Raw genomic sequence first — 21,944 nt, 5'->3', positions numbered from 1 at the left:
CGTGAAGTGCCGGCGTGTGGCACCTGTATGCGAGCATTCGCAAGATCACGGGATTGGAGGGGGGTGATCGGATCGTGGGGCACGAGAACGGCTAGCCGTCCTCGGCCGCTGCGATGGTCTCGGCGACCTCGGCATGCCGCTCGGCCTCCTCGGCGGCGAAGCGTTCGGCGTCCAGCTTCTCCGCGATCTCCTCGTCCTGTCTCATCAGCGCGTCGAGGCTCTGCCCGGCCATGTCCAGCACCCCCATGTCGGCGTAGGCCTGCTGCAGCCGGGGGCTCCACAGCCCGATGTCCTTCACGCACGGCACGATGCGGCTGAACAGCAGCGACCGGAACAGACGGAGATACTCTGACTGGTCGACGTACCCCATGGCCTCGGCGACCTCCTGCCTGGACAGGCCGAGGGTCTCCCAGGTCTCCTTGCCGCGCAGGCGGTCGCGCATGAGGTAGCAGCCCTCGATGACGAAGTCCTCACGCTCGCGCAGTTCGGCCTCCGACAGGCTCCGGTAGTAGTCGCGCAGGGCCATCCGGCCGAAGGCGACGTGCCGCGCCTCGTCCTGCATCACGTACGCCAGGATCTGCTTGGGCAGCGGCTTGGTCGTGATGTCGCGCATCACGCCGAAGGCCGCCAGCGCCAGCCCCTCGATCAGCACCTGCATGCCGAGGTAGGGCATGTCCCACCGGGAGTCGCTGAGCGTGCTGTCCAGCAGCGCCTTCAGGTGCTTGTTGATCGGATAGGCGAGCCCGACCTTCTCCTGCAGGAACCGCGCGTACGTCTCGGCGTGCCGCGCCTCGTCCATCGTCTGGGTGGCCGCGTAGAACTTCGAGTCCAGGTCGGGCGCCGACTCGACGATGCGGGCCGAGCAGATCATCGCTCCCTGCTCGCCGTGCAGGAACTGGGAGAACTGCCAGACCGCGGTGTGCCTGCGCACCTCACGGCGCTGCTTCTCGTCCATCCGCTCCCACAGCGGGGTGCCGTAGATCGCTATCGTCTGGTCGGGGAAGCCGAGGATGTCGTACGGATCGACCTCGAGGTCCCAGTCGATCCGTTTGACCGAGTCCCACTGCTTGTCCTTGCCCTTCTGGTAGAGGGCGAGCATGCGATCACGGCCCTCGTCGTACTCCCAGGTGAAGCGGGCCGCGCCGGACATCTCCACATCCCAGGTGGAGAGCTCGGCGGGGATCGTGTAGAGCTCGTGGGTCGACACGGGAGCCTCCTAGACGTACACCGTACGTGTACTTTTGAGCGTGTCACGTACGCTGTACGTACGTCAACGGGCGCGGGAGGACCTGGTCATGCTCAGCCGGGACAGGATCGTCGCCGCCGCCATCTCCCTCATCGAACGCGAGGGCGCCGACGCGGTGTCCATGCGCCGGATCGCCGCGGAGCTGGGCGTCGGGGTGATGTCCCTGTACAACCATGTCCCGAACAAGTCGGCGCTGCTCGACGCGGTGGCCGAGACCGTGCTGTCGCGGATCGAGTTCACCGACGACCCTTCGGCGCACTGGACGGACCGGGTCCGGATGCAGGCCAGGGCGTTCCGGCAGATCGCCCACGACTTTCCCCGCTGCACCATGGTCGTGGTGAGCCGCCAGCTCAGATCGACGGCCGGGTTGCTGCCGGTCGAACGCGCCCTGGCCACCCTGCGCGACGCCGGCTTCGACGGCAGGCAGGCGGTGCGGATGCTGCGCGTGTTCATCGCCTACATCGTCGGCTCCCTGCTGCGCGAGGTGGGGGTGACCCCGACGTTCGCGCCGGTGCGGCCCGACGTCGCCGTGGCGGAGGTGGACCCGGCTCTGTTCCCGCTGGTCGGCGAGTTCGCACCGGATCTGATGGCCTGCGATCACGAAGAGGAGTTCGACTTCGGCCTGGAGTTGCTCGTCCAGGCGATGGCCGTACGGGCGGAGCAGGCCGCCGGGCGCGAAGGGCCGCATCGGCGTTAGTCCCCGGTCGGGGGATCTCAGTACCAGTTGTGGGACCGGAAGTGGCCCCAGGCTCCGCATGGCGAGCCGTACCTGTCCTCGATGTAACGCAGCCCCCATTTGATCTGTGTCTGCGGGTTGTCCCGCCAGTCGTGCGCGGCTGAGCGCATCTTCCGGCCGGGCAGCGCCTGGGGGATTCCGTAGGCGCCTGAGCGCGAGTTCTGCGCCCGGTGGTTCCAGTTGCTCTCCCTGGTCCACAGACTGTCCAGACACTGGAACTCGGTACCCGGCCAGGAGCGCCGGGTCACGAGCCGGAAGGCGTAGGCCTTGCTGCGCTCCTTGGCGGGGGCCTGCCTGCGGGCCTTGCGGGTGTCCGCCTTGGCCTGGGTCCGCCACACTCCCACCCTGGCCGCCGAGGGCGGGTGGGTCTCCGGGGGGACCGGCTTCTTCGCCCAGGCGGGCGAGCAGTTCACGAAGCCGGCGACGGCGAAGGCGATCACGGCGGTCACCGCGGCACGTTGTGCGTTTCCGCCCCTGTGCGCGTTCTCACTGCTGTCCAAATCGCTCCTTGTCGTCAGGTCGCGCACGGAGGGCGGGCGGCGGCGACGGGCGCCGTGCCCGCCGTACGGTGCCGCACCCATGGCGTGGGCACGGCCGTCCGCTCGGCCGCACCGGATCTGTGTTTCCGGTGGGCGCCGCGACGGGTCCTCAGCCCGGATTGAAATACGGGTGGGCGCCCCAGGGCCCACGGCACCGGGCCGCCGCTGGCGATTCTTTGCCGATCTCGCCCCCTCCGCAGACCCTCGTGCGGGGCGCGGTTAGAGTCACGGCATGAGCATCCTCGATATCCCCGTGAACACATTGGACGGCGAGCCGACCACGCTCGGAGACCTGCTCGGCGGCCGCGCCGCCCTGGTGGTCAACGTGGCGTCGCGGTGCGGGCTGACGCCCCAGTACGCCGGTCTTGTCCGGCTGCGGCAGACGTACGAGCAGCGCGGCCTCACGGTGGTCGGCGTGCCCTGCAACCAGTTCATGGGCCAGGAGCCCGGCTCCGCCGAAGAGATCAAGGAGTTCTGCTCCACGACCTACGGCGTCGACTTTCCGCTGCTGGAGAAGACGGAGGTCAACGGTCCGGGCAGGCACCCGCTCTACACCGCGCTCACGGAGGTCCCCGACGCCTCGGGCGAGGCCGGCGACATCCAGTGGAACTTCGAGAAGTTCCTCGTCACGGCGGACGGCGAGGTCGCCGCGCGGTTCCGCCCGCGTGTCGAGCCGGAGGCCCCGGAGATCGTCGAGGCGATCGAGAAGGTCCTCGCCTAAGGGGTCGTCAGTCGGGGGCAGGGGGCGAGGACCGTATGTCCGGGCCCCGCTCGGCTGGGCCGGCAGCGGACCGGAGCCTCCTCCCGGCGCAAGCGACCTCGCCGCTCGAGGGCTTCCTCAACGGTGTCCGTTCGACCGGTCCGGGAGCGTCGGGCCCGGTCTGGGCGGTGCTCAACGCAACCGGGGGCCGCAGCTGGCCCGTACGACCAGTTCTGTGGGCAGGGCGACCGTACGAGGGCGACGCCCCTGCCGCAGCGCGAGCTCGGCAGCGCGGTAGCCGAGGTCCTGCGCCGGCCGGGCGACCACGGTCAGCGGGGGAGAGCACAGCTCCGCCCACGGCACGTCGTCGAACATGATCAGCGACACGTCCTTGGGGATCCGCACGTCGAGCTCGCGCGCGGCCAGCACGGCCGCCTCCCCGAGGACGTTGCCCCCGGCCAGGAGCGCGGTGACGTCGGGACGGTTCTGCAGCAGCCCGGCGGCCGCGGCGTACGCCGAGTCGCGGCTGGCCCGCGCGTGCACGACGAGGCCACGGTCGGCCGGGACGCCGAGTGAGGCCAGCGCCTCGGTGAAGGCGGTCACCCGCTGCGACTGCCCGTGCCGCGTCAGGAACGCGATCTTCTTGTGGCCGAGGCCGATGAGGTACTCCATCGCGGTCAGCACCCCCGCCGCGTCGTCGGCGACGACGCTGGGCACGTCGGGCCGGCCCCGGCGGTCGACGAAGACGACGTTCAGCCTGGCACGCAGCGCCGGCGCCCAGATCTCTCCGGCCGTCTCCTCGTCACGCGACGGAACGGCGATCACCCGGTCCATGCTCTGCTCGATCAGCGCGCCGATCAGCTCGGCCTCCCGCTCGGGGTCGTCGCCGGTGACGCCCACCGTGACCGGCTCGCCGTAGGAGCGGGCGCATGACAGCACGCCGTCGGTGAGCCTGGCGTAGAAGGCGTCGGTGATGTCCGGGATCAGCAGGCCGATGCCGCCCGTCCGCTGCCGTCGCAGGTTCCGCCCGAGCGCGCTGGGGTGGTAGTCGAGCCGAGCGGCGGCGGCCAGCACACGCTCGCGCGTCTGTGCGCTCGCCGAGCCGCCCGACAGGACGCGGGACACCGTCGCGACGCCGACACCCGCCGCCTCCGCCACATCCTTGATCGTCGTACGGCGCTGCATTGGACCGTTCATGGAAACGATTCCATCATAGTTTCATGACCAAATCAATCGATATCTTGACACTGGTCGGGGTTTCGCGGGACAGTTGTGAAAACGTATCCACATCACCCGTATCGAGGGGACCGGTATGGCATCAATCGTTCTGAACAGCGTCGACAAGATCTACGCGGGTGGGGTGAAGGCCGTCAACGGCCTCAACCTCGAGATCCGGGACGGCGAATTCATGGTGCTGGTCGGCCCCTCCGGGTGTGGCAAGTCCACCGCGCTGCGTATGATCGCCGGTCTTGAGGACATCAGCGGCGGCGAGATCGTGATCGGTGACCGGGTGGTCAACCACCTGCCGCCGAAGGACCGCGACATCGCGATGGTCTTCCAGAACTACGCGCTCTACCCCCACATGACGGTCGAGGAGAACCTCGCCTTCGGCCTCAAGCTGCGCAAGATGTCCAAGCCGGAGATCCAGAAGCGGGTCGGCGAGGCCGCCAAGATGCTCGGCCTGGAGCAGTACCTCAAGCGCAAGCCGGCCGCGCTGTCCGGTGGTCAGCGCCAGCGTGTCGCGATGGGTCGCGCCATCGTCCGCGAGCCGCAGGCCTTCCTCATGGACGAGCCGCTGTCCAACCTGGACGCCAAGCTCCGCGTCTCCATGCGTGCCTCCCTCAACCAGCTCCACGAGAGCCTGGGCGTCACCACCGTCTACGTGACCCACGACCAGGTCGAGGCCATGACCCTCGGCGACCGCGTCTGCGTCCTGCGCGACGGCGTGCTGCAGCAGGTCGACACCCCGCAGAACCTGTTCGACAACCCGGTCAACCTGTTCGTCGCGGGCTTCATGGGCTCCCCGGCCATGAACTTCGCCTACGCCGACCTGGTCCGCGACAACGGCGGGACCGCGGTCGTCTTCGCCGGCTACCGGCTGCCCGTCCCCGACTCGACGTTCGCCGAGAAGCCGGGCCTCGACCGCTACCTCGGCAAGAAGATCATCCTCGGCATCCGTCCGTCGGACTTCGAGGACTCCGGGGCGGCCAACGGCAGCATCGGCGGCTGGGTGCGCGTCCCGGTGCGTGCCAACGTCACCGAGGAGCTGGGTTCGGAGATCAACGTGCTGTTCACGATCGACGCTCCGCCGGTCGAGCACAAGGACACCATGGCCGCCCAGCACGACGGCGACGAGGAGGAGACCACGCTGCCGCTGAGCGGCAACAAGTCGCTGTGGACCGCGCGCGTCAACGCCCGCAGCCACGTCCGGCCCGGCCAGGAGATCGAGCTGGTCGTCGACACGCACAACCTGCACTTTTTCGACGTCGACTCCGGCCTGGCGATCGGCCACGAGGCCAACGTCGGCCGCTGACCCTTCACGCCGACCCCCGCACGCCGACCCGGTCCGGTTTCGGGCCGGGTCGGCGGTTTCTCAGATCGCGTCGAGCGGCAGCAGCGGCGTCAACCAGGGGAACACGACGTACCACAGCAGCGCCGCCACGGAGCCGATCAGCAGCAGCGATGCGACCACCCTGGCCGCGGTGCCGCCGGGCAGCCTGCGCCAGATGAATCCGTACATGCCGACTCCCTACGTACGCTCCTCGCGTTTCGCGAGCACTCCGTACACGATCAGACGCTGCCGGGCGGAATACTCCGGATGACAGGTGGTCATCGTGATCACCGCCTTCGACGGCCGCCGGGAGGGATGCCGGGGCACGGGGTCGATGACGGCCAGATCGGTCGGGTCGACGATTTCCTTGCGGTCGACACGGTAGGTATAGCGCGCTTCCGCCGCGTCCACCACGATTTCGTCGCCCCGCCGTAGCTCATCGATTTTCTTGAACGGCGCGGCGTACGTGGTCCTATGTCCGGATATCACGAAATTGCCTATCTGTCCGGGCAGTGCCGTTCCTGGATAATGTCCGGGCCCCTTGCGCAACTCCTCCGGGCCGACGCCCTCCACTATGGCGTATTTGTAATCGGCACCCAGCCGTGGGATGCGCAGCAGCGCCAGGGCATGTCCGAGTCTGATCTTTCCTATCGGCTGTTTTCCGGTCTTTCCGTGTGCGGACCCGTGGCCGAGCTCCTGGCCGAACACCTGGTCGAGCTGACGCTGCAGCGCGCGCTGCTGCCCTTCGGTATAGGAGTCGGTGCCCCAGAGCAGGTACGCGTAGAACAGCAGCAGGACCAGCCCGACGGCGACGCCGAGCTCGCCGATGGCTCGCAGGGTTCTCATGGCGAAGTCAGGTCGGTGAGCACAGATCGAGTATCGCCGTGCCGCGTGAAAGACGGCGGAGGTTCGACGGGAATTGGCGAATTCTTTGGCGCCGCCGAGATCGGCCGCATTCCTTCGGCTCGTCGAGATGGCCGAAACGAGGGCCGAACGTCAACGAACCGGGAACGGTAGCCGATGATTCGGTAAGCAACGCGTATCCAAGGGACACGTCACGGCCCGGACCCAATATAACTGTTGGCTGGCAAACACGGCGCCGAACCAGAGCAAATGCCGTACAGACCTGAACAACAGTTACTGGGAGTCCAGGTGACACGAAAGCATGCGGGACCTATTCTTCTCGCGCTGACGGCCGCAGGCGGTCTGGCGCTGGGGAGCAGCGCCAGTGCGGCGGCGGAGACCTGTCCGCCGCCGAAGGCCGCGGTACGGGAGAACCCGGGCTCCGCCCGGCCGATCCTCGCCGCCTCGCTCGGGGTGTTCACGCCTCGGCACAAGCGCGTGGCCTGCGGGGCCGAACGCCTCGACCGCGTCTGTCCGCAACGCCCCGCCTGCCGGGAGAACCAGGAGAACCGGGTGAAGCGGGCCGCCGACTGCGGCAGCGACTCCGGCGCCCGGGCGGCACGCGCGGCGGCCGACCGCTGCGACGACAGGGGCGACGGCACGAACGCGACCGCGACCAGCGGGATCAACGAGATCGCCCCAGCGGAGCCGACCGCGGAGACGGGCAGGGCAGCGCGGGTCGCCCCGGGCGAAGCGGACATCCCCGCGCGCGCCGACAGCGAGACGCCGCAGGAGGACGGTTCCACGCGGGTCGTTCCGCTCGGCGGGCCCCGGTCGCCCATCGAAGCGGCGGCGTCGCTCGGGGGCACGGCGTCGCTCGGCGGAAGGGGGCCGGCCGGAGGTACGGGGCCGGTCGTCGGAACCGCGCCGGTCGGGGGAGCCGGGCCGGTCGGGGGAACGGCGCCGCAAGGCTCCGGCCAGGCCGCTCCCGTCGTCGCGCTCCCGGGCACCGGCGGCGGAATGCCGGTCGGCAACGCTCCCGGACAGCCGGGACAGCAACAGCCAGGACAGCCCGGACAGCCGGGTGGGGCGCCGGGCGGGCCGGGACAGCAGACGGCCCCCGGCGGTCCCGTCGACCCGGGAGCGCGGACACCGGACGAGGAGAACACTCCCGAGGAGATCTCCACACCGCCGCAGGCCGCCGACCCGGGGGACGTCGGGCCGTTCGGTCGTGTCTCCGGAGTGTTGCCGTTCACGGGTGCTCCTGCGGGGATCGCGCTCGCCGGAGCGGGCCTGCTCGCCGCCGGTTTCGGCGCGACCATGGTCTCCGTACGGCGCCGCCGTTCCGCCGCGAAGCAGGCCGGCAGGCCGTGAAATAGGCCGTTGAACAGGACGTGAAACGGGTCCCCGTCCCGGCCCTCGGCGGATCGCCGACCGGGGGCCGGGGTGGGAACCGGCGGGGTCCGATCGTCAATTAACCGGGAACGCTCACCGATCTCTCGGTAAGCATCGTGCGGCGGGTCGGGGCCGCTCATGGGCCGGACGCATATAACTGTCGAGGGGTGAACAGGTCGCCGACATTTCGGGCGAACTGCCCTATGACCTGAACGACGGTTATCGGGGGTCCAAGTGGCAAGGAAGAATACGATACCCATTCTGCTGGCGGTCACGGCCGCCGGCGGACTCACATTGATGACGGGGGGAATCGCGGCGGCGGCGACCGGCTCGTCGCCGTCGGGCGTGCTGGTACGGGAGAACGGGGCCTACCCGCCGGTCCCCGCCGCGCCCATCGGGGCCTTCGTGGAGCCGGCCGAGCAGGTCGTCGCGCCGGCCACCCAGTTCCAGTCCGACCCGACGCGGGTCGAGCAGGCGCAGACCAATCCGGTCGTGGTCGACCAGATCCCGGCCAACCAGACGACTCCGGCCGTTCTGGGTAACCCAGGCAACGCGGTCAACGTGGGCAATCCGATGTGGTTTCCCCAGGGCGGTTTCGGGCAGTTCATGCCGAACATGTGGCCGGGGATGGGCATGGGCCCGGGAACGGGCGGCAACACGGCCCCGCAGGGGACCACCAGCCAGACCACCCCCATCATCGCGCCCGTGGGACAGGACGGGGCCGCTCCCATGGGACCGGTCCAGGGCCAGCCGGGCGTCACAGAGGCGGGCCCGGTCCAGGCGGGTCTGGCGGACGCCCAGGCGGCGGGACCGTGGGATGACATGACCGCCGACGACGAGGCCGAGCCGGAGGAGTCCGAGGAGTCGGAAGGCGAGGAAGAGGCGCCGGACGAGTTCGCCGAGGAGGAGGCCGCCGGGCCGGAGGACATGCCGATGGACGGCCCGATGGGCGCTCCGATGGGCGCTCCGATGGGGGCCATGCCTCCGCAGGCCGGCGGGCCGGTCGGCGGGATGGCGCCGGTCAGCGCGGGCCGGCTGCCGTTCACCGGCGCACCGATGGGGATCGCCGCCGCCGGGCTGGGCCTGCTGACCGCGGCCGTCGGCTGCATGCTGGCCTCCGTACGGCGCCGCCGCTCTTCCGGTGCGCAGTAGGAGGAGTCGCCGGGTCGTAGTCATCGGCCTGCCGTCGCTAGCCCTCGGCCTCATGCTGGCCGGGGGCTGGTCGGCGCATCTCGCGTTCAGCACGCGAGAGCATCTCGAGGCGGCCCGGGACGCCCTGCTCCGGCTCCGCACGGCGGACCTCGAGTCCGCCCCGGCCGTGGCGGGGGTGCTCGCGGACGCCCGGCGACACGCGGAAGAGGCTCGGCGGCTCACCGACCGCCCGGAGTGGCGGCTGTTCACCCATGTTCCGGTCGTGGGCGAGGGAGCCACGACCACCCGCGGGCTGGCAGCGGCCGCCGCGCAGCTCACCGATGTGCTGTCCGAAATCCAACGCGCCGGCACCCCGCTGATCGAGGCCGGGACGCGTTCCACCGGCGTGGGCGACCTGCGGCCGATCCTGGCCGGCCTCGACGCCGTGGCGCCGGCCCTGGACCGTGCCGTCACGCGGATCGCCGCTGTGCGGACGCTGGTGGCCGGAACGCCCGAGCACACCGGTGTGCCCGACCTGGACCGGGCGCGCGGCACGATGCTGCGTGAGGTCGACCGGCTGAGCGGCTGGGTGCGCGCGGGCGCGGACGCCGCCACGCTTCTGCCTCCGATGCTGGGCCGCGACGGCCCGCGCCGATACTTCCTGGCATTCCAGACCAACGCCGAGGCACGCGGCACCGGGGGACTGGTCGGCGCGTTCGGCATCCTGACGGCCGATCACGGCAGGCTCGGCATCGAGCGGCTGTCGGCCAACAACGGGCTCGCGTCCAGCTCGACCCCCGTCGCCGACTTCGGGCCGGCCTTCACCTCGCGCTACGGCCGGGGCGCGACCTCCCTGCTCTCCGTCTCCAACCTTTCGCCGCATTTTCCGTACGCCGCGGCCACCTGGACCGGCCTGTGGGAGCGGAAGACCGGTCGATCGCTGGACGGCGCCATCGCCACCGACCCGGTCGGCCTCGCCCACCTGCTGCAGTTGATCGGACCGGTCAGGCTGCCCGGAGGCGAGACGGTGACGGCGGCCAACGTCGTCGATCTCACCGAGCGCACGTCGTACGCCCGATATCCGAATCCGGCGGAGCGCAAGAGGTACCTCATCGAAATCGCCGCCGCCGTCAGCGAGGCGCTGGTCGACGCCAAGGCCGCCGCCGATCCCGCGCGGGTGCTGCCCGTGCTGTCGCGGCTGGTGGACGAGCGGAGGATCCAGGTCTGGAGCAGAAGGGACGACGAGGAACGGCGCCTCGCCGCCACCCCGCTCGGCGGAACACTGCCACGGCGGCCCGGCCCCTTCGCCGCCCTGGTGATCAACAACTCGGGCGGGACCAAGCTCGACTACTACCTCAAGCGTTCCTTGACCTACACGCTCGGCCCCTGCCGGGGTGACGGCCGACGCACCAGCACGGTGCGGATCCGGCTCGTCAACGACGTGCCGCCCGGGCGACTGCCCACCTACGTCACCGGCCGGCTCGACGCGCCGCGGAGTCGGCACAGGCCCGGTTCCAACCGGTTGTGGGTGTCCCTTTACGCGGGAATCGGCACCAGGGCGACCGCGGCACGCCTCGACGGTCGTCCCGTCGGCTACTACGCCGAAACGGAGCTGTCGCATCCCGTCTACTCGACGGTGCTGGAGTTCGCCCCGCGGCAGGCGAGGACGCTCGAGTTCGACCTGGTCGAGCCCTACTCGGCGGCGTCGCCGGTCGTCCCGGTGCAGCCGCTCGTCCGGCCCCAGCAGACCGTGATCCGGCAGGAAGGCCAGAACTGCGCCTCCTCACCGTAAAGGACGGCGTGCCATGGGGGCGGCCCGTCCAGAGCCGCCTACCTTGGCGCCCATGGACGGCGGCTTTCACATTCTGTTCGTGTGCACCGGCAACATCTGCAGGTCGGCGCTGGCCGAGCGGCTGGCCAGGTCCGCGCTCGGGCCGGGCTCCCCGCTCGTCGCGACCAGCGCGGGCACCCATGCGGTCCGGGGACGGCCGATGGCCGAGCGGGCGCGGCGCGAGTTGGCCCGGCTCGGCGGAGAGGCCGAAGGCTTCGTCTCGCGTCCGCTCACCGCCGAACTGGTGGTCACCGCCGATCTGGTGCTCGCGGCCGCGTCCGAGCACCGTGCCGAGGTGGTGGCGCTGCATCCGCCCGCGGCGGCGCGTACGTTCACGATCGCTGAGTTCGGCGCGCTGGCCCGGGCCGTCCCCGCCGAGAACGTCGTGTGCCACCCCGACCCCGTGCGGCGGGCCGCCGCCCTGGTCGCCGAGGCGAGGTCGCTGCGCGGACTGGTCCGATCGGAGCGGCCCGACATCGCCGACCCCTACGGCCGGTCCCGCCGGGCCTACCGGATGGCGGCGCGGCGAATCGCGGAGTCGCTCGCCGCGCCGCTCGGGCTGCTCACGGCCGCGCCGGTCGCGAACGCGCCGATCATACGCTCGCCGGCGCCCTGACCGTCTCTGCGGCGGGCTCCTCCTCGGGGCCGTAGCCGTACCCGTAGCCGTAGTAGGCGCCGTGCCTGGCCGGGGCGAAGTTCAGGACGCTCCCGATGAGGCGGACACCGGCCGACATCAGCAGCTCCTGGGCGCGCGTCACCTGCTCGCGCCGTGTCTTGCCGTACCGCACGACGAGCAGCGCGCCGTCGCAGATCGCGCCGAGCGCGGCCGCGTCGGTGACGGGCAGCAGCGGCGGCGCGTCGAAGATCACGATGTCGTAGTCGCGCGTCAGGCGGTCGAGCACCGAGCGCATTCCCTGCGAGCCGAGCAGTTCGCTGGGGTTGGGCGGGACCTGTCCGCTCGGCAGCACCGACAGGCCCGGCCGGCCCCACGTCTGGATGACCTCCTCCAGCCTGGCCCGGCCGATCAGGACGTCGGTGAGGCCGACCCCGCCCTCGATGCCGAGGTAGTCGGCGATGCGGGAGCGGCGCAGATCGGCGTCGACCAGGAGCACCCGCCAGTCCGCCTGCGCCAGCGCGATCGCCAGGTTGGCGGAGGTGGAGGACTTGCCCTCGCTCGGCAGACAGCTGGTCACGACGAGCGACTTCGGCTGCCTGTCCACCCCGATGAACTGAAGATTCGTCCGCAGGGACCGGAAGGACTCCGATCGCGACGACCGGCTGTCGCCGCGGACGATCAGCGGATGCTGCCGCGCGTCCCGCTCGAAGCCGATGATCCCGAGGATCGAGCTCTTGGTGAGCTGCTGCAGGGCCTCCGACGTCTTGACGGTCGTGTCCAGGCGATCGCGCAGCACGAGTCCGACGATGGCGGCGAACAGCGCGAGCAGGGCGCCGAGCGCCACGTTGAGCAGCGGCCGGGGCGAGACCTGCTCACGCGGTGTCTCCGCCCGGTCGACCACGGTGACCCGGACCGTCGGGCGGGCGCCGGGGGAGGGCCGCTCGATCTGGTCGATCAGTTTGGCGAACGTGGCGCCCAGCGCGTTGGCCCGGCCGGCGGCCCGGCGCGCGTCGGTGTCGGTGACGGTGGTGCGCAGGAGCGTGGTGTTGGGAATGGTCTCGGCCATGACGTTCGCCTGAAGGGTCGGGATGTCCGCGCCGTGCGCGATCTGGCCGATGACCCGGCGGCTGGTCAGCAGGGCGGCGTACGACTGCACCCGCTGCTGGGACAGCGCCCCCGCCTGGAGGGCGGCGGCGACGCTGTCCTCCCTGTCGTTGGCGGAGACCAGCATCGTGATCGTCGCGACGTACTTGGGCGGGGTGTTCGCGGTCACGACGAGGGCGCTCCCCACCCCGACGCCCAGCGCGAGCAGGAGCAGCAGCCAGTTCCTGCGGACGAGTTGCGCGTAATAGAGCAGTTCCACGATCTTTACCGCTTTCCGGTAGGAGTTCTCTGCGGCCGAGCCGACGGGTAGACCCGGACGCGTTGCGGCAGGCCGATGAGGACGCAGGCGGCCCCCAGCCCGATGAGCGACGCGCCGAGCGGCGAGATCCAGCCCAGCGTCATCACGAGGTGCAGCATCCCGGCGGCGGCCGCGAGGGCGGCGAGTGCCAGTGCCGTGAGCCTCGTGCTGAGGCCGAGCTTGCGCAGGCGGTGGGAGAGATGGTCGGTCCCGCCGCGCAGGATCGGGCGTCCCGCCCTCTTGCGCGACAGCAGCACGATCCCGGTGTCGACGGTGGCGACGAAGGTCGGCAGGAGCAGGCCCGCGACCGTGGTGCCGGCGTTCCCGCCCGTGGCCAGCAGGGCCGCGGAACAGGCGAGGACGAACCCGATGAACAGCGAGCCCGCGTCCCCCATGAAGATCTTCGCGGGCGCCCAGTTGTACGGCAGGAAGCCCAGGGCGGCGAGGGGCAGGGTGGCCAGGAGCAGTCCGATCACCGGCTGGGCGGACACGAAGGCCGCGGCCGCCAGGAGCGTGGCGCTGACCACCGTCACGGCGCCGAGCGCCCCGTCCATGTTGTCGAGAAGGTTGAAGGAGTTGGTGACGACGACGATCCACAGCACGGTGATGGGGATGTCCGGCCAGCCGCCGGTGAGCGTGACCTGGACCCCGCTCAGCACCACTCCGACGGCCGCCGGCGTCTCGACGGCGAGCCGGGTCAGCGGGCGGAGCGGCCGCAGGTCGTCGATCAGCCCGAGCAGGGTCACGGCCAGCGCGCCGATGACGATCGCGGCGGCATGCGCGTCGGCGAGACCGGCGAGCGCGGCCGGGGGGAGGACGGCGCCCAGCATGATGGCCACACCGCCCAGATAGGGAGTGGGCCGCCGGTGCGCCTTGTGTCCCCCGGGCCGGTCGGTGAGTCCCCAGTGCAGCGCGACCCGGCGCAGCACGTGGGTCGCGGCCGCGGCGACGAGAAAGCCGCTGGCGGTGGCGGTGAGGAGGATGGAACCGTTCATCACCGGGAGTTCGCCAGTTCGGCCCGGGCCTCGGCGATCGTCTCCGCCAGGATGTCGTCGAGCGTTCGCACCGGCGACCATCCGGTGAGCTCGCGGATCTTGGCGATGTCGGGCACCCGGCGCTCCATGTCCTCGAACCCCGTCCCGTACGCCTCGGCATACGGGATCAGCTCGATCCCGGACGTGCTCCCGGTCAGCTCCGTGATCAGTTTGGCCAGCTCCAGGATGCTCACCTCGTCGCTGCAGCCGACGTTGAACGTCTGGCCTACGGCGTCGTCGTGGTCGAGCAGCCGGACCAGGGCCGCCACGACGTCCAGCACGTGGGCGAAGCAGCGGGTCTGGGTGCCGTCGCCGAAGACGGTGAGCGGGAGCCCGCTGATCGCCTGCCTGACGAGCCGCGGAATGACCATGCCGTAGGCCGGGCTCTGCCGGGGGCCCACGGTGTTGAACAACCTGACGATGATCGCGGGCAGGCCGCGCTCCCTGTGGTAGGCGTTGGCCAGGATCTCGTCGACGGCCTTGGCCGTGCTGTACGCCCACCGGACGACGCCGGGGCTGCCCAGGATCCGGTCGGACGTCTCGGTGAGCGGCCCGCCGGAGTTCTTCCCGTAGATCTCACTCGTGCTCGCGATGAGGATCTTGCGCCGGTAGCGGTGGGCCGCCCCGATCACGATCTCCGAGCCGCGGATGTTCGTCGTCAGGGAGCGCAGCGGCTGCTCGACGATCAGCTTCACACCGACGGCGGCGGCGAGGTGGACGACGGCGTCGCACTGGTGGACGAGCTCGTCCACCATCAGCTCGTCGAGCACCGAGCCGTGCACGAACCGCAGGCGGGGGTGCCGGCTGAGGTTGGCCAGCCGCCCGGTCGACAGGTTGTCCAGGACGACGACGGAGTCGCCCCGCGCGAGCAGCGCGTCGGCGAGATGGGATCCGATGAAGCCGCTGCCACCTGTGATCAGGTAGGTGCGCCGTGGCGAGTTAGTCACCGACTTCTCCAAGGAATCGAGGCCGGCCGGGCCGGCGGATCAACGGGGTCAGACATGCGGGGCGGCCACGCGGGGCCGCGTGAGCGCAGGCTCGGGCGGGACCGGCTCGGGCGTGACCGGTCCGGCGGCCTTCTCGAGCCCGGTGGTCTGCTCGAACCAGGCGACGGTCGCGCGGAGCCCGTCTTCCAGCGGCACGGGACGGACGCCGGGGAACAGGTCGAGGAGCAGGCGCGAGGAGGCACGTGACTCGCGGATGTCGCCCGCCCTGGCCGGCAGGAAGGCCGCCTCGACGGGACGGCCGAGGACACCGGCGAGGGTGTCCTTCAGCGACAGCAGGGAGATCCGGTTGCCGAATGCGAGGTTCACCGGCGCGGCGCTCGTCACCCGGCGGAGCACGGCGTCGGTGAGCACCTCGGTCACCGACCCCACATAGGTGAAGTCGCGGGCCTGGTGCCCGTCGCCGTGGATCGGCACCGGCCGGCCGCGCAGCGCGGCGGAGACGAAGGCCGGGACGACGGCGGCGTACGCGTGACCGGCCGGCTGCAGCGGGCCGTAGACGTTGAAGAAACGGAACGGCAGGATCGGCAGGCCGAAGCTCTTCGAGTAGGCCAGCGTGTAGGCCTCGCCGGCGAGCTTGCTCGCGCCGTACGGGCTGAGCGGCCGGGTGGGCAGTTCCTCGTGCTTGTGCTCGGCGGGGCTGTCGCCGTAGACGGACGACGACGAGGCCATGATCACCTGTGGCCGGGTGGCCCGGCACGCCTCGAGGACGTGCAGGGTGCCGGTGGCGTTCACCGTGTGCGAGGCCAGCGGGTCGGCCAGGGACCGGGGCACCGAGGGCCGCGCCGCGAGGTGGATCACCGCGCTGACGCCCGTCACCAGGCGGGCGAGCAGGTCGGGGTCGAGGATGGTGCCCACGACCAGGTCCACGGGAAGACCCGCGAGGTTCGCCGGATCCCCGGTGGACAGATCGTCCAGCACGGTGACGTGCTCGATCTCGGGCCGTGCGAGCAGCGCGCGGCACACGTTCCCGCCGATGAACCCGGCACCCCCCGTCACCAGGACTTTCATCGGATGCTCTCCTCCCGTTCCGGGCGCGGCCGCAGGCCGCGGTGACATGAACCCCCGTACGATGAAGGCCCGTGTGTTGAATGCCGGTGCAGCGACCGGTAGAGGTTCTCCGTGTCTGCGACCAGCCGCTCCACCCCGAACGCCGCCGTCGTCCACCGGCGGGCCGACTCGCCCATGCGACGGGCGAGCGGCCGATCGCCGAGCAGCCGCAGGACGTGTGCGGTGAGCTCCGCGGCGTCGGGAGCGGCCAGCAGTCCGGTCCGCCCGTCCCTGACCACCTCGCCGACGCTGCCCACCCGGGGCGCCACCGCGGGTGTGCCCGCCATCCCGGCCTCCACGAGCGTCAGCGGCGTGCCCTCGTTGTCGGAGGTCAGCAGCGCCACGTCGGCGGCGGCGTAGACGGTTTCGACGTCCTTCCGCCAGCCCAGCAGCCGGTAGGAGTCTCCGGCGTCGCCGACGCCGCGCTCCACCTCCTCGCGCAGCTCGCCGTCCCCGCAGATGAGGAACCGGCAGTCGGGCACGCTGTCGAGCACCGCGCTCGCCACGGCGAGGAACCGGTCGGGCCGCTTGACCCGGGTGAGCCGGCCGACGAAGGCGACGACCGGCGCCTCCGGGGGGAGGCCAAGAGCGCGCCGGGCCGTCTCCCGATCGGGCACGGGGCCGATCCGGACGCCGGGCGGGATCACGACGTACTGCTCCGGCCTGCCGATGCCGGCGGCGAGCAGGTCGTCGCGCACCCCGGTGCCGACGGTCACCAGCCGGTCGGACATGGCGGCGAGGAGCCGCTCCGTCCGTACGTACAGGCGGCGCTTGAGCGGCGAGAAGTAGCCGTGCAGCAGGTGTCCGTGGAACACGTGCACCCGGGCGGAGCCGACGCCGGCGAGACGGGCGGCGGTCCGGCCGAGCGCGCCGGCCTTGGCCGTCCTGGTGTGCACGATGTGCGGCCGGAACTCGCGCATGGCGCCGATCAGCCGCAGCAGTGCGCGGGCGTCGTCGGCGGGCCTGACGGAACGGCCGAGGCCGGGGACGCGGTGAACCGGCGGAGCGGCGCCCCGGAGCCGGAGATGGTCTCCCTCCGCCTCGTCGACGTCCCCGGCGTAGAGACGGTGGTCGAACTCATCGCGGTCCAGTCCGTCCAGCAGTCCCATGATCTGCGTCGCGGGGCCGCCGACGTTCATCCGCGCGATTATCTCCATGACCCGAATACGGCCGTCCGGTCTCACTTACGAGCTCCTCGGTGATGGGCCTGTTCACGTTGGAGAAGCTAACCCGCGATTTGAGATTTTCGCTGCCACCGTCACGGCGGCGACGAAGCCTTTTCATATTCCCTACCGACGCATGATCCGGGCCGATCGGTACGCCTCCGGCAAAAAGGTAAAGCGACGGAGGGAATCGGAAAGGGGCCGATCGGCCGTGGGCGCCGCCTTTTCCGGCCGGTCCCGGGCGCCCCCGGCGTACAAAGGAGTGGCAAGGACTCCGCCGGGCCGCTGCGTCGCAGCCGGAACGTTCCGTGCGCGGTCGCGAGGCTTGCCCCCATGGCCGAGACATCGCCCGGCACGCTGTGCGGAACAGTGCAGGGCAGGACTGACCAGGGCAGGACCGACCAGGGCGGCACGCGACAGGCCGGGACGGGGCCGGAGGGGTGGCCGCGGCCTCGCGCGTACGACCGTTTGTCCCGTCCGGGCCGGCTGTCGGCGTGGCTGCCCGCGGCGACGGTGACCGCGTTCACGGCCGCGGTCCTGCTGTACTTCGGGGTCTCCGTCCGGGACCTGCTCCTCTTCTGCGCCTATGCCGTCGCCTGCGTGGCCCTGCCGGGGACGCTGCTGGTCCGCGCCCTCTATCGGGGGCGGCGCACGCTGGCCGAGGAGATCGCGCTGGGCGTCGCGCTGGGCTACGTGCTGGAGGTCCTCGGCTACATCGCGGCCCGGGCCGCCGGGGCGCCGCTGCTCGTGCTGGCCTGGCCGGCCGCGACGTACGCTGCCGTCGCCGCGTTCCCCCGGCTGCGCGGACGCGGTGCGCGGGAGTCGCGGACGCCCGCGCCGCTGTGGTGGTCCTGGGCGCTGGCGCTGATCGTCGCGAGCCTGGTCGCCTGGAGCGCGGCCACGTTCTTCCGGCACACCGCCCTCACCTGGCCGCTGATGGCGACGGCGAACGTGGACCTGCCGTTCCACCTGGCCCTCATCGGCGAGCTGAAGAACCACGTGCCGCCCACGGTCCCCCTCGTCGCGGGCGAGCCGCTGCTCTACCACTGGTTCGTGTACGCGCACTACGCGGCCGCGAGCTGGATCACCGGGATCGAGCCGCTGGTGCTGCTGTTCCGCCTCGGCATGCTGCCCGTGCTGGCCGCGCTCGCCGTCCTGCTGGCCATGGTGGCCAGGCGCGTCGTCAGGTCTCGGGCGGGGGCGCTGGCCGCCCTCGCCGGCACGTTCTTCATGGCGACCCCGCAGCCTTACCTCGGGCCGAACACCGGTGTGTTCACCTGGCGGATCCAGTCGTGGACGAGCCCGTCCCAGACGTTCGGCGCGCTCCTGCTCGTGCCCGTCGTGCTGCTGGTGATCGAGCTGCTGGAGCGCCGCACCGCCGCCGCCCGGCACTGGTCGCTGCTCGGCGTCTTCCTCGTGGGGGTCATGGGAGCCAAGGCCACCCAGCTGCCGCTGCTCGCCGCCGGGCTGGCGGCGGTCGGCGCGGCCGAGATCGTCCGGCGCCGGCGGCTCTCCCCGGCCTTGGTCGGCGTCGCGGCCGTGACCGGGGCATGCCTGCTGTACGCGCAGTTCGTGCTGTTCGGCGGCGCGCGCAACGCGATCATCGTGGACCCGCTGTCGCTCATGCGGTTCACCTGGCACGAGCTGACCGGCCAGGAGGAGGCGCACGCCGGGATCTCCGCCTCGCTCGGGGTGGCCGTCCTGTACCTGCTGTGCTGGACGGCGATCTGGGCGGGCGTCCTCGGGCTGGTGGGCCGGTCCCGGTCGCTCGCACGGCCGGCGGTGCCGCTCATGCTCGGCATGGGCCTGGCGGGACTCGGGGCCGTGCTGGTGTTCGGACACTCCCAGATGAGCCAGATCTACTTCCTGGCGGGGGGCTACCCCTACCTGGTGATCCTCGCGGTCCATGGGCTGTCCGTCGTACGCCGGCGGGCGCGGTTGACCTACCGGACGGCCGCCGTGGCGATCGGGACCGGGGTGCTGGCCGAACTGCTGGTGCGGCACCTGTGCGGGGTCACGGTCCCGCTGGCCCCCGGCCTTCCCGACACGCTGCTCTACCTGCCGTACGTCGCCCTTTGGGCGACCGTGGCCGTGGTCGCCGTCGTCCTCGCCGCAAGGGGATGGCGCCGGATCCGTCTGTGGGCTTTCCTGGTCTTCATGGTCACCGCCCTGGGCCTGCCCTCCGCCTGGGCCGCGCGGGTGCTCCCCTCCGGCGGCGCCGGGGGCGGCGCCGCCCCGGACGGGAGCCCGGTGCCGGTCTCGGCCGTGCCCGCCGGAGCGATGAGCGCGGCGCGGTGGCTGCGCGCGCACTCCGACCCCGGCGACGTCGTCGCGACCAACGCCCACTGCCTGTGGGGGTACGAGAATCCCTGCCAGCACCTGCACATGTGGCTGGCCGCGCTCGCCGAGCGGCGGGTGCTCGTCGAGGGCTGGACGTACACCCCGTCGAACAACGACCGCTGGCGGCCGGGACAGCGCACCGAGACGCTTCCGTTCTGGGACGCGGAACGGCTACGGCTCAACGACGCCGCCTTCCGTGACCCGGCCTCCGCGGCGATCCGGCTGCTGCACGCCCGCTACGGGGTGCGGTGGCTGGTGTTCGAGCAACGGCCGGGAATGGTGCGGCCGCGGGCCGGGGAATGGGCGAATCCGGTGTACCGCTCCGGCGACTACGCGATCTACCGAATTACATGAATTTCCATGCCGTGCTGTTTTCCGAGATATTGAGTTGCGCTCCGCATCGTGAATGAATCCCGCACATAACATTCGACCATGGATATTCGCGTCGTCGCTCGAAATGCCGTCCGTCCCGCCTATCTCCCGGTGATGACGCGGAAAATATGGTCCCGGGTGACGTGCGGACACGACCGGGAAAGGAGCGCGGCCCGCGCCTGGGCCGAGAAACACGCCGAGGACATGGACGCCTGGGGGAACGGAGTCGATCCGGTGCTGTGGCGGGAGGGCGCCCGGTTCGCCGGATCCCTCGCGGAGTCGGCCCGCCCGCGCCTGGCGGCGCTCGCCGAGGCCGGTGTGGACCTGGGCGGGGGCGGCGGCGTCGAACTGCTCTACCTGCTGACCAGGGTCGTCCGGCCCTCCCTCGCCCTGGAGACGGGGGTGGCGGCGGGCTGGTCCTCCGCCGCGGTGCTCGCCGCGATGCGGGCCAACGGAACGGGCCGGCTGATGTCCAGCGATTTCCCGTTCTTCCGGCTCCCCGACCCGGAACGCTACATCGGCTATATCGTGCCGGACCACCTGAAGAGCGGGTGGTCGCTGCGGATCAGGGGTGACCGGCGCAATCTCGAGGAGTTCCTGCGCCCGGACACGATGGTCGACCTCGTCCACTACGACTCCGACAAGACCAGAGACGGGCGGGAGTTCTTCCTCCGGCGGGTGCGGCCCCATCTGACCGCCAGGCACGTCATCGTCATGGACGACATCCAGGACAACCTGGTCTTCCGGGAGCACGCCGAGCGGCAGGCGCATTTCCGCGTCTTCGCGTACGAGGGAAAGTACATCGGCGTCACGGGCCCGGGGTTGCCGGCCGTCGAGTGCCGCTAGTGGACCGATGCGACGCCTTCCGAGGGAATCGAGCGCGATGCGCGGTATCCATGTCTGTGAAGTGATCAAGACGCTCGACGTCGGCGGCGCCGAGGTGCTCCTCGTCGAACGGCTGCTGGCCGCCCCCGACCGGGCGAACCGCTACACCGTGGTGTGCCTGAGCGCGTCCACCGACGAGCTGACCGGGCGGCTCCGATCGGCGGGGATCGAGGTCGTCGACCTCACCTCCTGCCCCCGTCCGCTGCGGCTCGCCCGCCTGCTCGGCGAGGTCAGGCGCGTACGGCCGGACGTCGTCAACCTGCACTCGCCGCTGCCCGGCGCACTGCTGCGGCCGGTGTCCCGGCTGTGGCGTCCCCGGCCGGTCCTGGTCTCGACGGTGCACAACGTGCGCTACCGCCCGCTGACCATGCTGCTGGACCGGCTGACCGGATGGCTGGACAGCCGCACCGTGGCGGTCTCGCCCCAGGTCGCCCGGGCGCGTACCGGCAGGCGCGGCCGCGCCCCGGACGTGTGCGTGCACGGTGTGCGCGTGGCGGAGCAGCGGCAGCGGGCCGCGCTGGCCGCGCAGACCCGGCGTGAGTGGGGCGTCCCGGACGACGCGTTCCTCATCGTGAACGTCGCGAACTTCCGTCCGCAGAAGAATCACGGGCTGCTGGTCGAGGCCGCGGCCGGGGTCGTGGCGGCCGAGCCGCGTGCCGTCTTCCTGCTCGCCGGGTCGGGCCCGGAGACGGAACCGACGGCCCGCCGAATCGCCGGGCTCGGACTGGAGGCCGCGGTCCGGATCGTCGGCCACGTGCCCGACGCCGCCCGGCTGATCGCCGCCGCCGACCTGCTCGTACTCAGCTCCTCCTACGAAGGGCTGCCGGTCGTCGTCATGGAGGCGCTGGCCGCGGGGGTGCCCGTGGTCTCCACCGCCGTGGGCGGCGTGCCCGACCTGATCGAGAGCGGACGCAACGGCGTCCTCACCGTGCCGGGCAGCGCCGAGTCCCTGGCCGAGGGCATCCTGCACGCGATGCGGCCCGGCACGCTGGCCCGGCTGCGCGCGGGCGCGGGAGACAGCGCCGACACGGTCGACATCGGGCGGGCCGCGCGGTGGTTCGACGCGCTGTACGCCGAGGCGAGCGCCGGGAATCCCGGGTGACGCC

The 21,944-nt window shown here is 71.4% G+C and carries 20 protein-coding genes; 10 read left to right on the top strand and 10 right to left on the bottom strand.

Annotated elements, in window-relative coordinates:
• Positions 1-91: 91 nt before the first annotated feature.
• Positions 92-1,207: a ferritin-like domain-containing protein gene (locus AP234_RS19555; protein WP_055481130.1), complete on the bottom strand. Its 1,116-nt coding sequence runs from the start codon at positions 1,205-1,207 to the stop codon at positions 92-94.
• A 40-nt stretch (positions 1,208-1,247) separates the two neighbouring features.
• On the opposite strand from AP234_RS19555, the gene AP234_RS19550 reads away from it, so the two are divergent.
• Entirely contained in the window at positions 1,248-1,943 is a 696-nt protein-coding gene (locus AP234_RS19550; RefSeq protein ID WP_235558258.1) for a TetR/AcrR family transcriptional regulator C-terminal domain-containing protein, read from the top strand.
• 17 nt (positions 1,944-1,960) lie between these two features.
• Here the strand turns inward: AP234_RS19550 and AP234_RS39590 are convergent, their stop codons facing one another.
• Entirely contained in the window at positions 1,961-2,482 is a 522-nt protein-coding gene (locus tag AP234_RS39590; RefSeq protein WP_431998830.1) for a transglycosylase SLT domain-containing protein, read from the bottom strand.
• A 271-nt stretch (positions 2,483-2,753) separates the two neighbouring features.
• Here AP234_RS39590 and AP234_RS19540 point away from each other — a divergent pair, with 271 nt between their 5' ends.
• Positions 2,754-3,242, top strand: a complete 489-nt coding sequence (locus tag AP234_RS19540) for a glutathione peroxidase (RefSeq protein ID WP_055481129.1) — start codon at positions 2,754-2,756, stop codon at positions 3,240-3,242.
• Positions 3,243-3,413: 171 nt separating this feature from the next.
• Here the strand turns inward: AP234_RS19540 and AP234_RS19535 are convergent, their stop codons facing one another.
• Positions 3,414-4,418, bottom strand: coding sequence for a LacI family DNA-binding transcriptional regulator (locus AP234_RS19535; RefSeq protein ID WP_055481128.1), 1,005 nt, complete (start codon positions 4,416-4,418; stop codon positions 3,414-3,416).
• A 115-nt stretch (positions 4,419-4,533) separates the two neighbouring features.
• Between AP234_RS19535 and AP234_RS19530 the strand changes: the two genes are divergently transcribed.
• Positions 4,534-5,754 (top strand): ABC transporter ATP-binding protein, encoded by a 1,221-nt coding sequence (locus tag AP234_RS19530; protein ID WP_055481127.1) that lies wholly within the window; start codon positions 4,534-4,536, stop codon positions 5,752-5,754.
• A gap of 60 nt (positions 5,755-5,814) precedes the next feature.
• On the opposite strand, the gene AP234_RS37680 is transcribed toward AP234_RS19530, so the two are convergent.
• Together AP234_RS37680 and AP234_RS19525 are read right to left on the bottom strand one after the other, a co-directional pair.
• On the bottom strand, positions 5,815-5,961 hold the full coding sequence (locus AP234_RS37680) for a hypothetical protein (protein ID WP_162842208.1): 147 nt from the start codon (positions 5,959-5,961) through the stop codon (positions 5,815-5,817).
• A gap of 9 nt (positions 5,962-5,970) precedes the next feature.
• Positions 5,971-6,618: a class E sortase gene (locus AP234_RS19525; protein WP_055481126.1), complete on the bottom strand. Its 648-nt coding sequence runs from the start codon at positions 6,616-6,618 to the stop codon at positions 5,971-5,973.
• Between the two features lie 306 nt (positions 6,619-6,924).
• On the opposite strand from AP234_RS19525, the gene AP234_RS19520 reads away from it, so the two are divergent.
• From AP234_RS19520 to AP234_RS19505, 4 genes are all read left to right on the top strand, one after another.
• Entirely contained in the window at positions 6,925-7,989 is a 1,065-nt protein-coding gene (locus AP234_RS19520; protein ID WP_055481125.1) for a hypothetical protein, read from the top strand.
• Between the two features lie 318 nt (positions 7,990-8,307).
• Complete coding sequence (locus tag AP234_RS19515; RefSeq protein WP_055481124.1) at positions 8,308-9,162, top strand: hypothetical protein; 855 nt, start codon at positions 8,308-8,310, stop codon at positions 9,160-9,162.
• Positions 9,152-10,933: a DUF4012 domain-containing protein gene (locus AP234_RS19510; protein ID WP_152990517.1), complete on the top strand. Its 1,782-nt coding sequence runs from the start codon at positions 9,152-9,154 to the stop codon at positions 10,931-10,933. The genes AP234_RS19515 and AP234_RS19510 overlap by 11 nt, the downstream gene beginning before the upstream one ends.
• Before the next feature lie 52 nt (positions 10,934-10,985).
• Positions 10,986-11,588, top strand: a complete 603-nt coding sequence (locus tag AP234_RS19505; protein ID WP_055481122.1) for a low molecular weight phosphatase family protein — start codon at positions 10,986-10,988, stop codon at positions 11,586-11,588.
• Here the strand turns inward: AP234_RS19505 and AP234_RS36405 are convergent.
• The 5 genes from AP234_RS36405 to AP234_RS19480 are packed head-to-tail and all read right to left on the bottom strand — an operon-like array spanning position 11,566 to position 17,235.
• Positions 11,566-12,951, bottom strand: coding sequence for a polysaccharide biosynthesis tyrosine autokinase (locus tag AP234_RS36405; RefSeq protein WP_055481121.1), 1,386 nt, complete (start codon positions 12,949-12,951; stop codon positions 11,566-11,568). The two genes, AP234_RS19505 and AP234_RS36405, sit on opposite strands and share 23 nt — an antisense overlap.
• 5 nt (positions 12,952-12,956) lie before the next feature.
• The gene (locus AP234_RS19495; RefSeq protein ID WP_055481120.1) at positions 12,957-13,985 is read right to left on the bottom strand and encodes a glycosyltransferase family 4 protein; all 1,029 of its coding nucleotides are present in this window, start codon (positions 13,983-13,985) and stop codon (positions 12,957-12,959) included.
• Positions 13,985-14,971, bottom strand: coding sequence for an NAD-dependent epimerase/dehydratase family protein (locus AP234_RS19490; protein WP_083502249.1), 987 nt, complete (start codon positions 14,969-14,971; stop codon positions 13,985-13,987). Before AP234_RS19490 ends, AP234_RS19495 begins: the two co-directional genes overlap by 1 nt.
• Before the next feature lie 48 nt (positions 14,972-15,019).
• Entirely contained in the window at positions 15,020-16,039 is a 1,020-nt protein-coding gene (locus AP234_RS19485; RefSeq protein WP_083502248.1) for an NAD-dependent epimerase/dehydratase family protein, read from the bottom strand.
• Positions 16,036-17,235 carry a glycosyltransferase gene (locus tag AP234_RS19480; RefSeq protein WP_235558257.1) on the bottom strand — a complete coding sequence of 400 codons (1,200 nt, stop codon included), beginning with the start codon at positions 17,233-17,235 and terminating at the stop codon, positions 16,036-16,038. Before AP234_RS19480 ends, AP234_RS19485 begins: the two co-directional genes overlap by 4 nt.
• A 339-nt stretch (positions 17,236-17,574) precedes the next feature.
• Between AP234_RS19480 and AP234_RS19475 the strand changes: the two genes are divergently transcribed.
• The 3 genes from AP234_RS19475 to AP234_RS19465 all read left to right on the top strand — a co-directional run bounded on the left by AP234_RS19475 (position 17,575) and on the right by AP234_RS19465 (position 21,940).
• Positions 17,575-19,935: a hypothetical protein gene (locus tag AP234_RS19475; protein WP_152990515.1), complete on the top strand. Its 2,361-nt coding sequence runs from the start codon at positions 17,575-17,577 to the stop codon at positions 19,933-19,935.
• A gap of 78 nt (positions 19,936-20,013) precedes the next feature.
• Positions 20,014-20,799 carry a class I SAM-dependent methyltransferase gene (locus AP234_RS19470; RefSeq protein WP_152990514.1) on the top strand — a complete coding sequence of 262 codons (786 nt, stop codon included), beginning with the start codon at positions 20,014-20,016 and terminating at the stop codon, positions 20,797-20,799.
• Positions 20,800-20,836: 37 nt separating this feature from the next.
• The gene (locus AP234_RS19465; RefSeq protein WP_160330471.1) at positions 20,837-21,940 is read left to right on the top strand and encodes a glycosyltransferase; all 1,104 of its coding nucleotides are present in this window, start codon (positions 20,837-20,839) and stop codon (positions 21,938-21,940) included.
• Positions 21,941-21,944: the final 4 nt, after the last annotated feature.

The sequence above is a fragment of the Sphaerimonospora mesophila genome (genome assembly GCF_001417795.1).
In the GTDB taxonomy this organism is placed as follows: Bacteria; Actinomycetota; Actinomycetes; order Streptosporangiales; family Streptosporangiaceae; genus Sphaerimonospora; species Sphaerimonospora mesophila.
This window is presented reverse-complemented; position numbering and strand designations above follow the sequence as displayed.

Excerpts from the sequence above, each read along its gene's own strand:
- AP234_RS19540 (WP_055481129.1), top strand. The coding sequence starts at position 2,754 with ATGAGCATCCTCGATATCCCCGTGAACACATTGGACGGCGAGCCGACC.
- AP234_RS19535 (WP_055481128.1), bottom strand. The coding sequence starts at position 4,418 with ATGAACGGTCCAATGCAGCGCCGTACGACGATCAAGGATGTGGCGGAG.
- AP234_RS19530 (WP_055481127.1), top strand. The coding sequence starts at position 4,534 with ATGGCATCAATCGTTCTGAACAGCGTCGACAAGATCTACGCGGGTGGG.
- AP234_RS37680 (WP_162842208.1), bottom strand. The coding sequence starts at position 5,961 with ATGTACGGATTCATCTGGCGCAGGCTGCCCGGCGGCACCGCGGCCAGG.
- AP234_RS19525 (WP_055481126.1), bottom strand. The coding sequence starts at position 6,618 with ATGAGAACCCTGCGAGCCATCGGCGAGCTCGGCGTCGCCGTCGGGCTG.
- AP234_RS19515 (WP_055481124.1), top strand. The coding sequence starts at position 8,308 with ATGACGGGGGGAATCGCGGCGGCGGCGACCGGCTCGTCGCCGTCGGGC.
- AP234_RS19505 (WP_055481122.1), top strand. The coding sequence starts at position 10,986 with ATGGACGGCGGCTTTCACATTCTGTTCGTGTGCACCGGCAACATCTGC.
- AP234_RS19495 (WP_055481120.1), bottom strand. The coding sequence starts at position 13,985 with ATGAACGGTTCCATCCTCCTCACCGCCACCGCCAGCGGCTTTCTCGTC.
- AP234_RS19485 (WP_083502248.1), bottom strand. The coding sequence starts at position 16,039 with ATGAAAGTCCTGGTGACGGGGGGTGCCGGGTTCATCGGCGGGAACGTG.
- AP234_RS19480 (WP_235558257.1), bottom strand. The coding sequence starts at position 17,235 with ATGGAGATAATCGCGCGGATGAACGTCGGCGGCCCCGCGACGCAGATC.
- AP234_RS19475 (WP_152990515.1), top strand. The coding sequence starts at position 17,575 with ATGGCCGAGACATCGCCCGGCACGCTGTGCGGAACAGTGCAGGGCAGG.
- AP234_RS19470 (WP_152990514.1), top strand. The coding sequence starts at position 20,014 with ATGGATATTCGCGTCGTCGCTCGAAATGCCGTCCGTCCCGCCTATCTC.
- AP234_RS19465 (WP_160330471.1), top strand. The coding sequence starts at position 20,837 with ATGCGCGGTATCCATGTCTGTGAAGTGATCAAGACGCTCGACGTCGGC.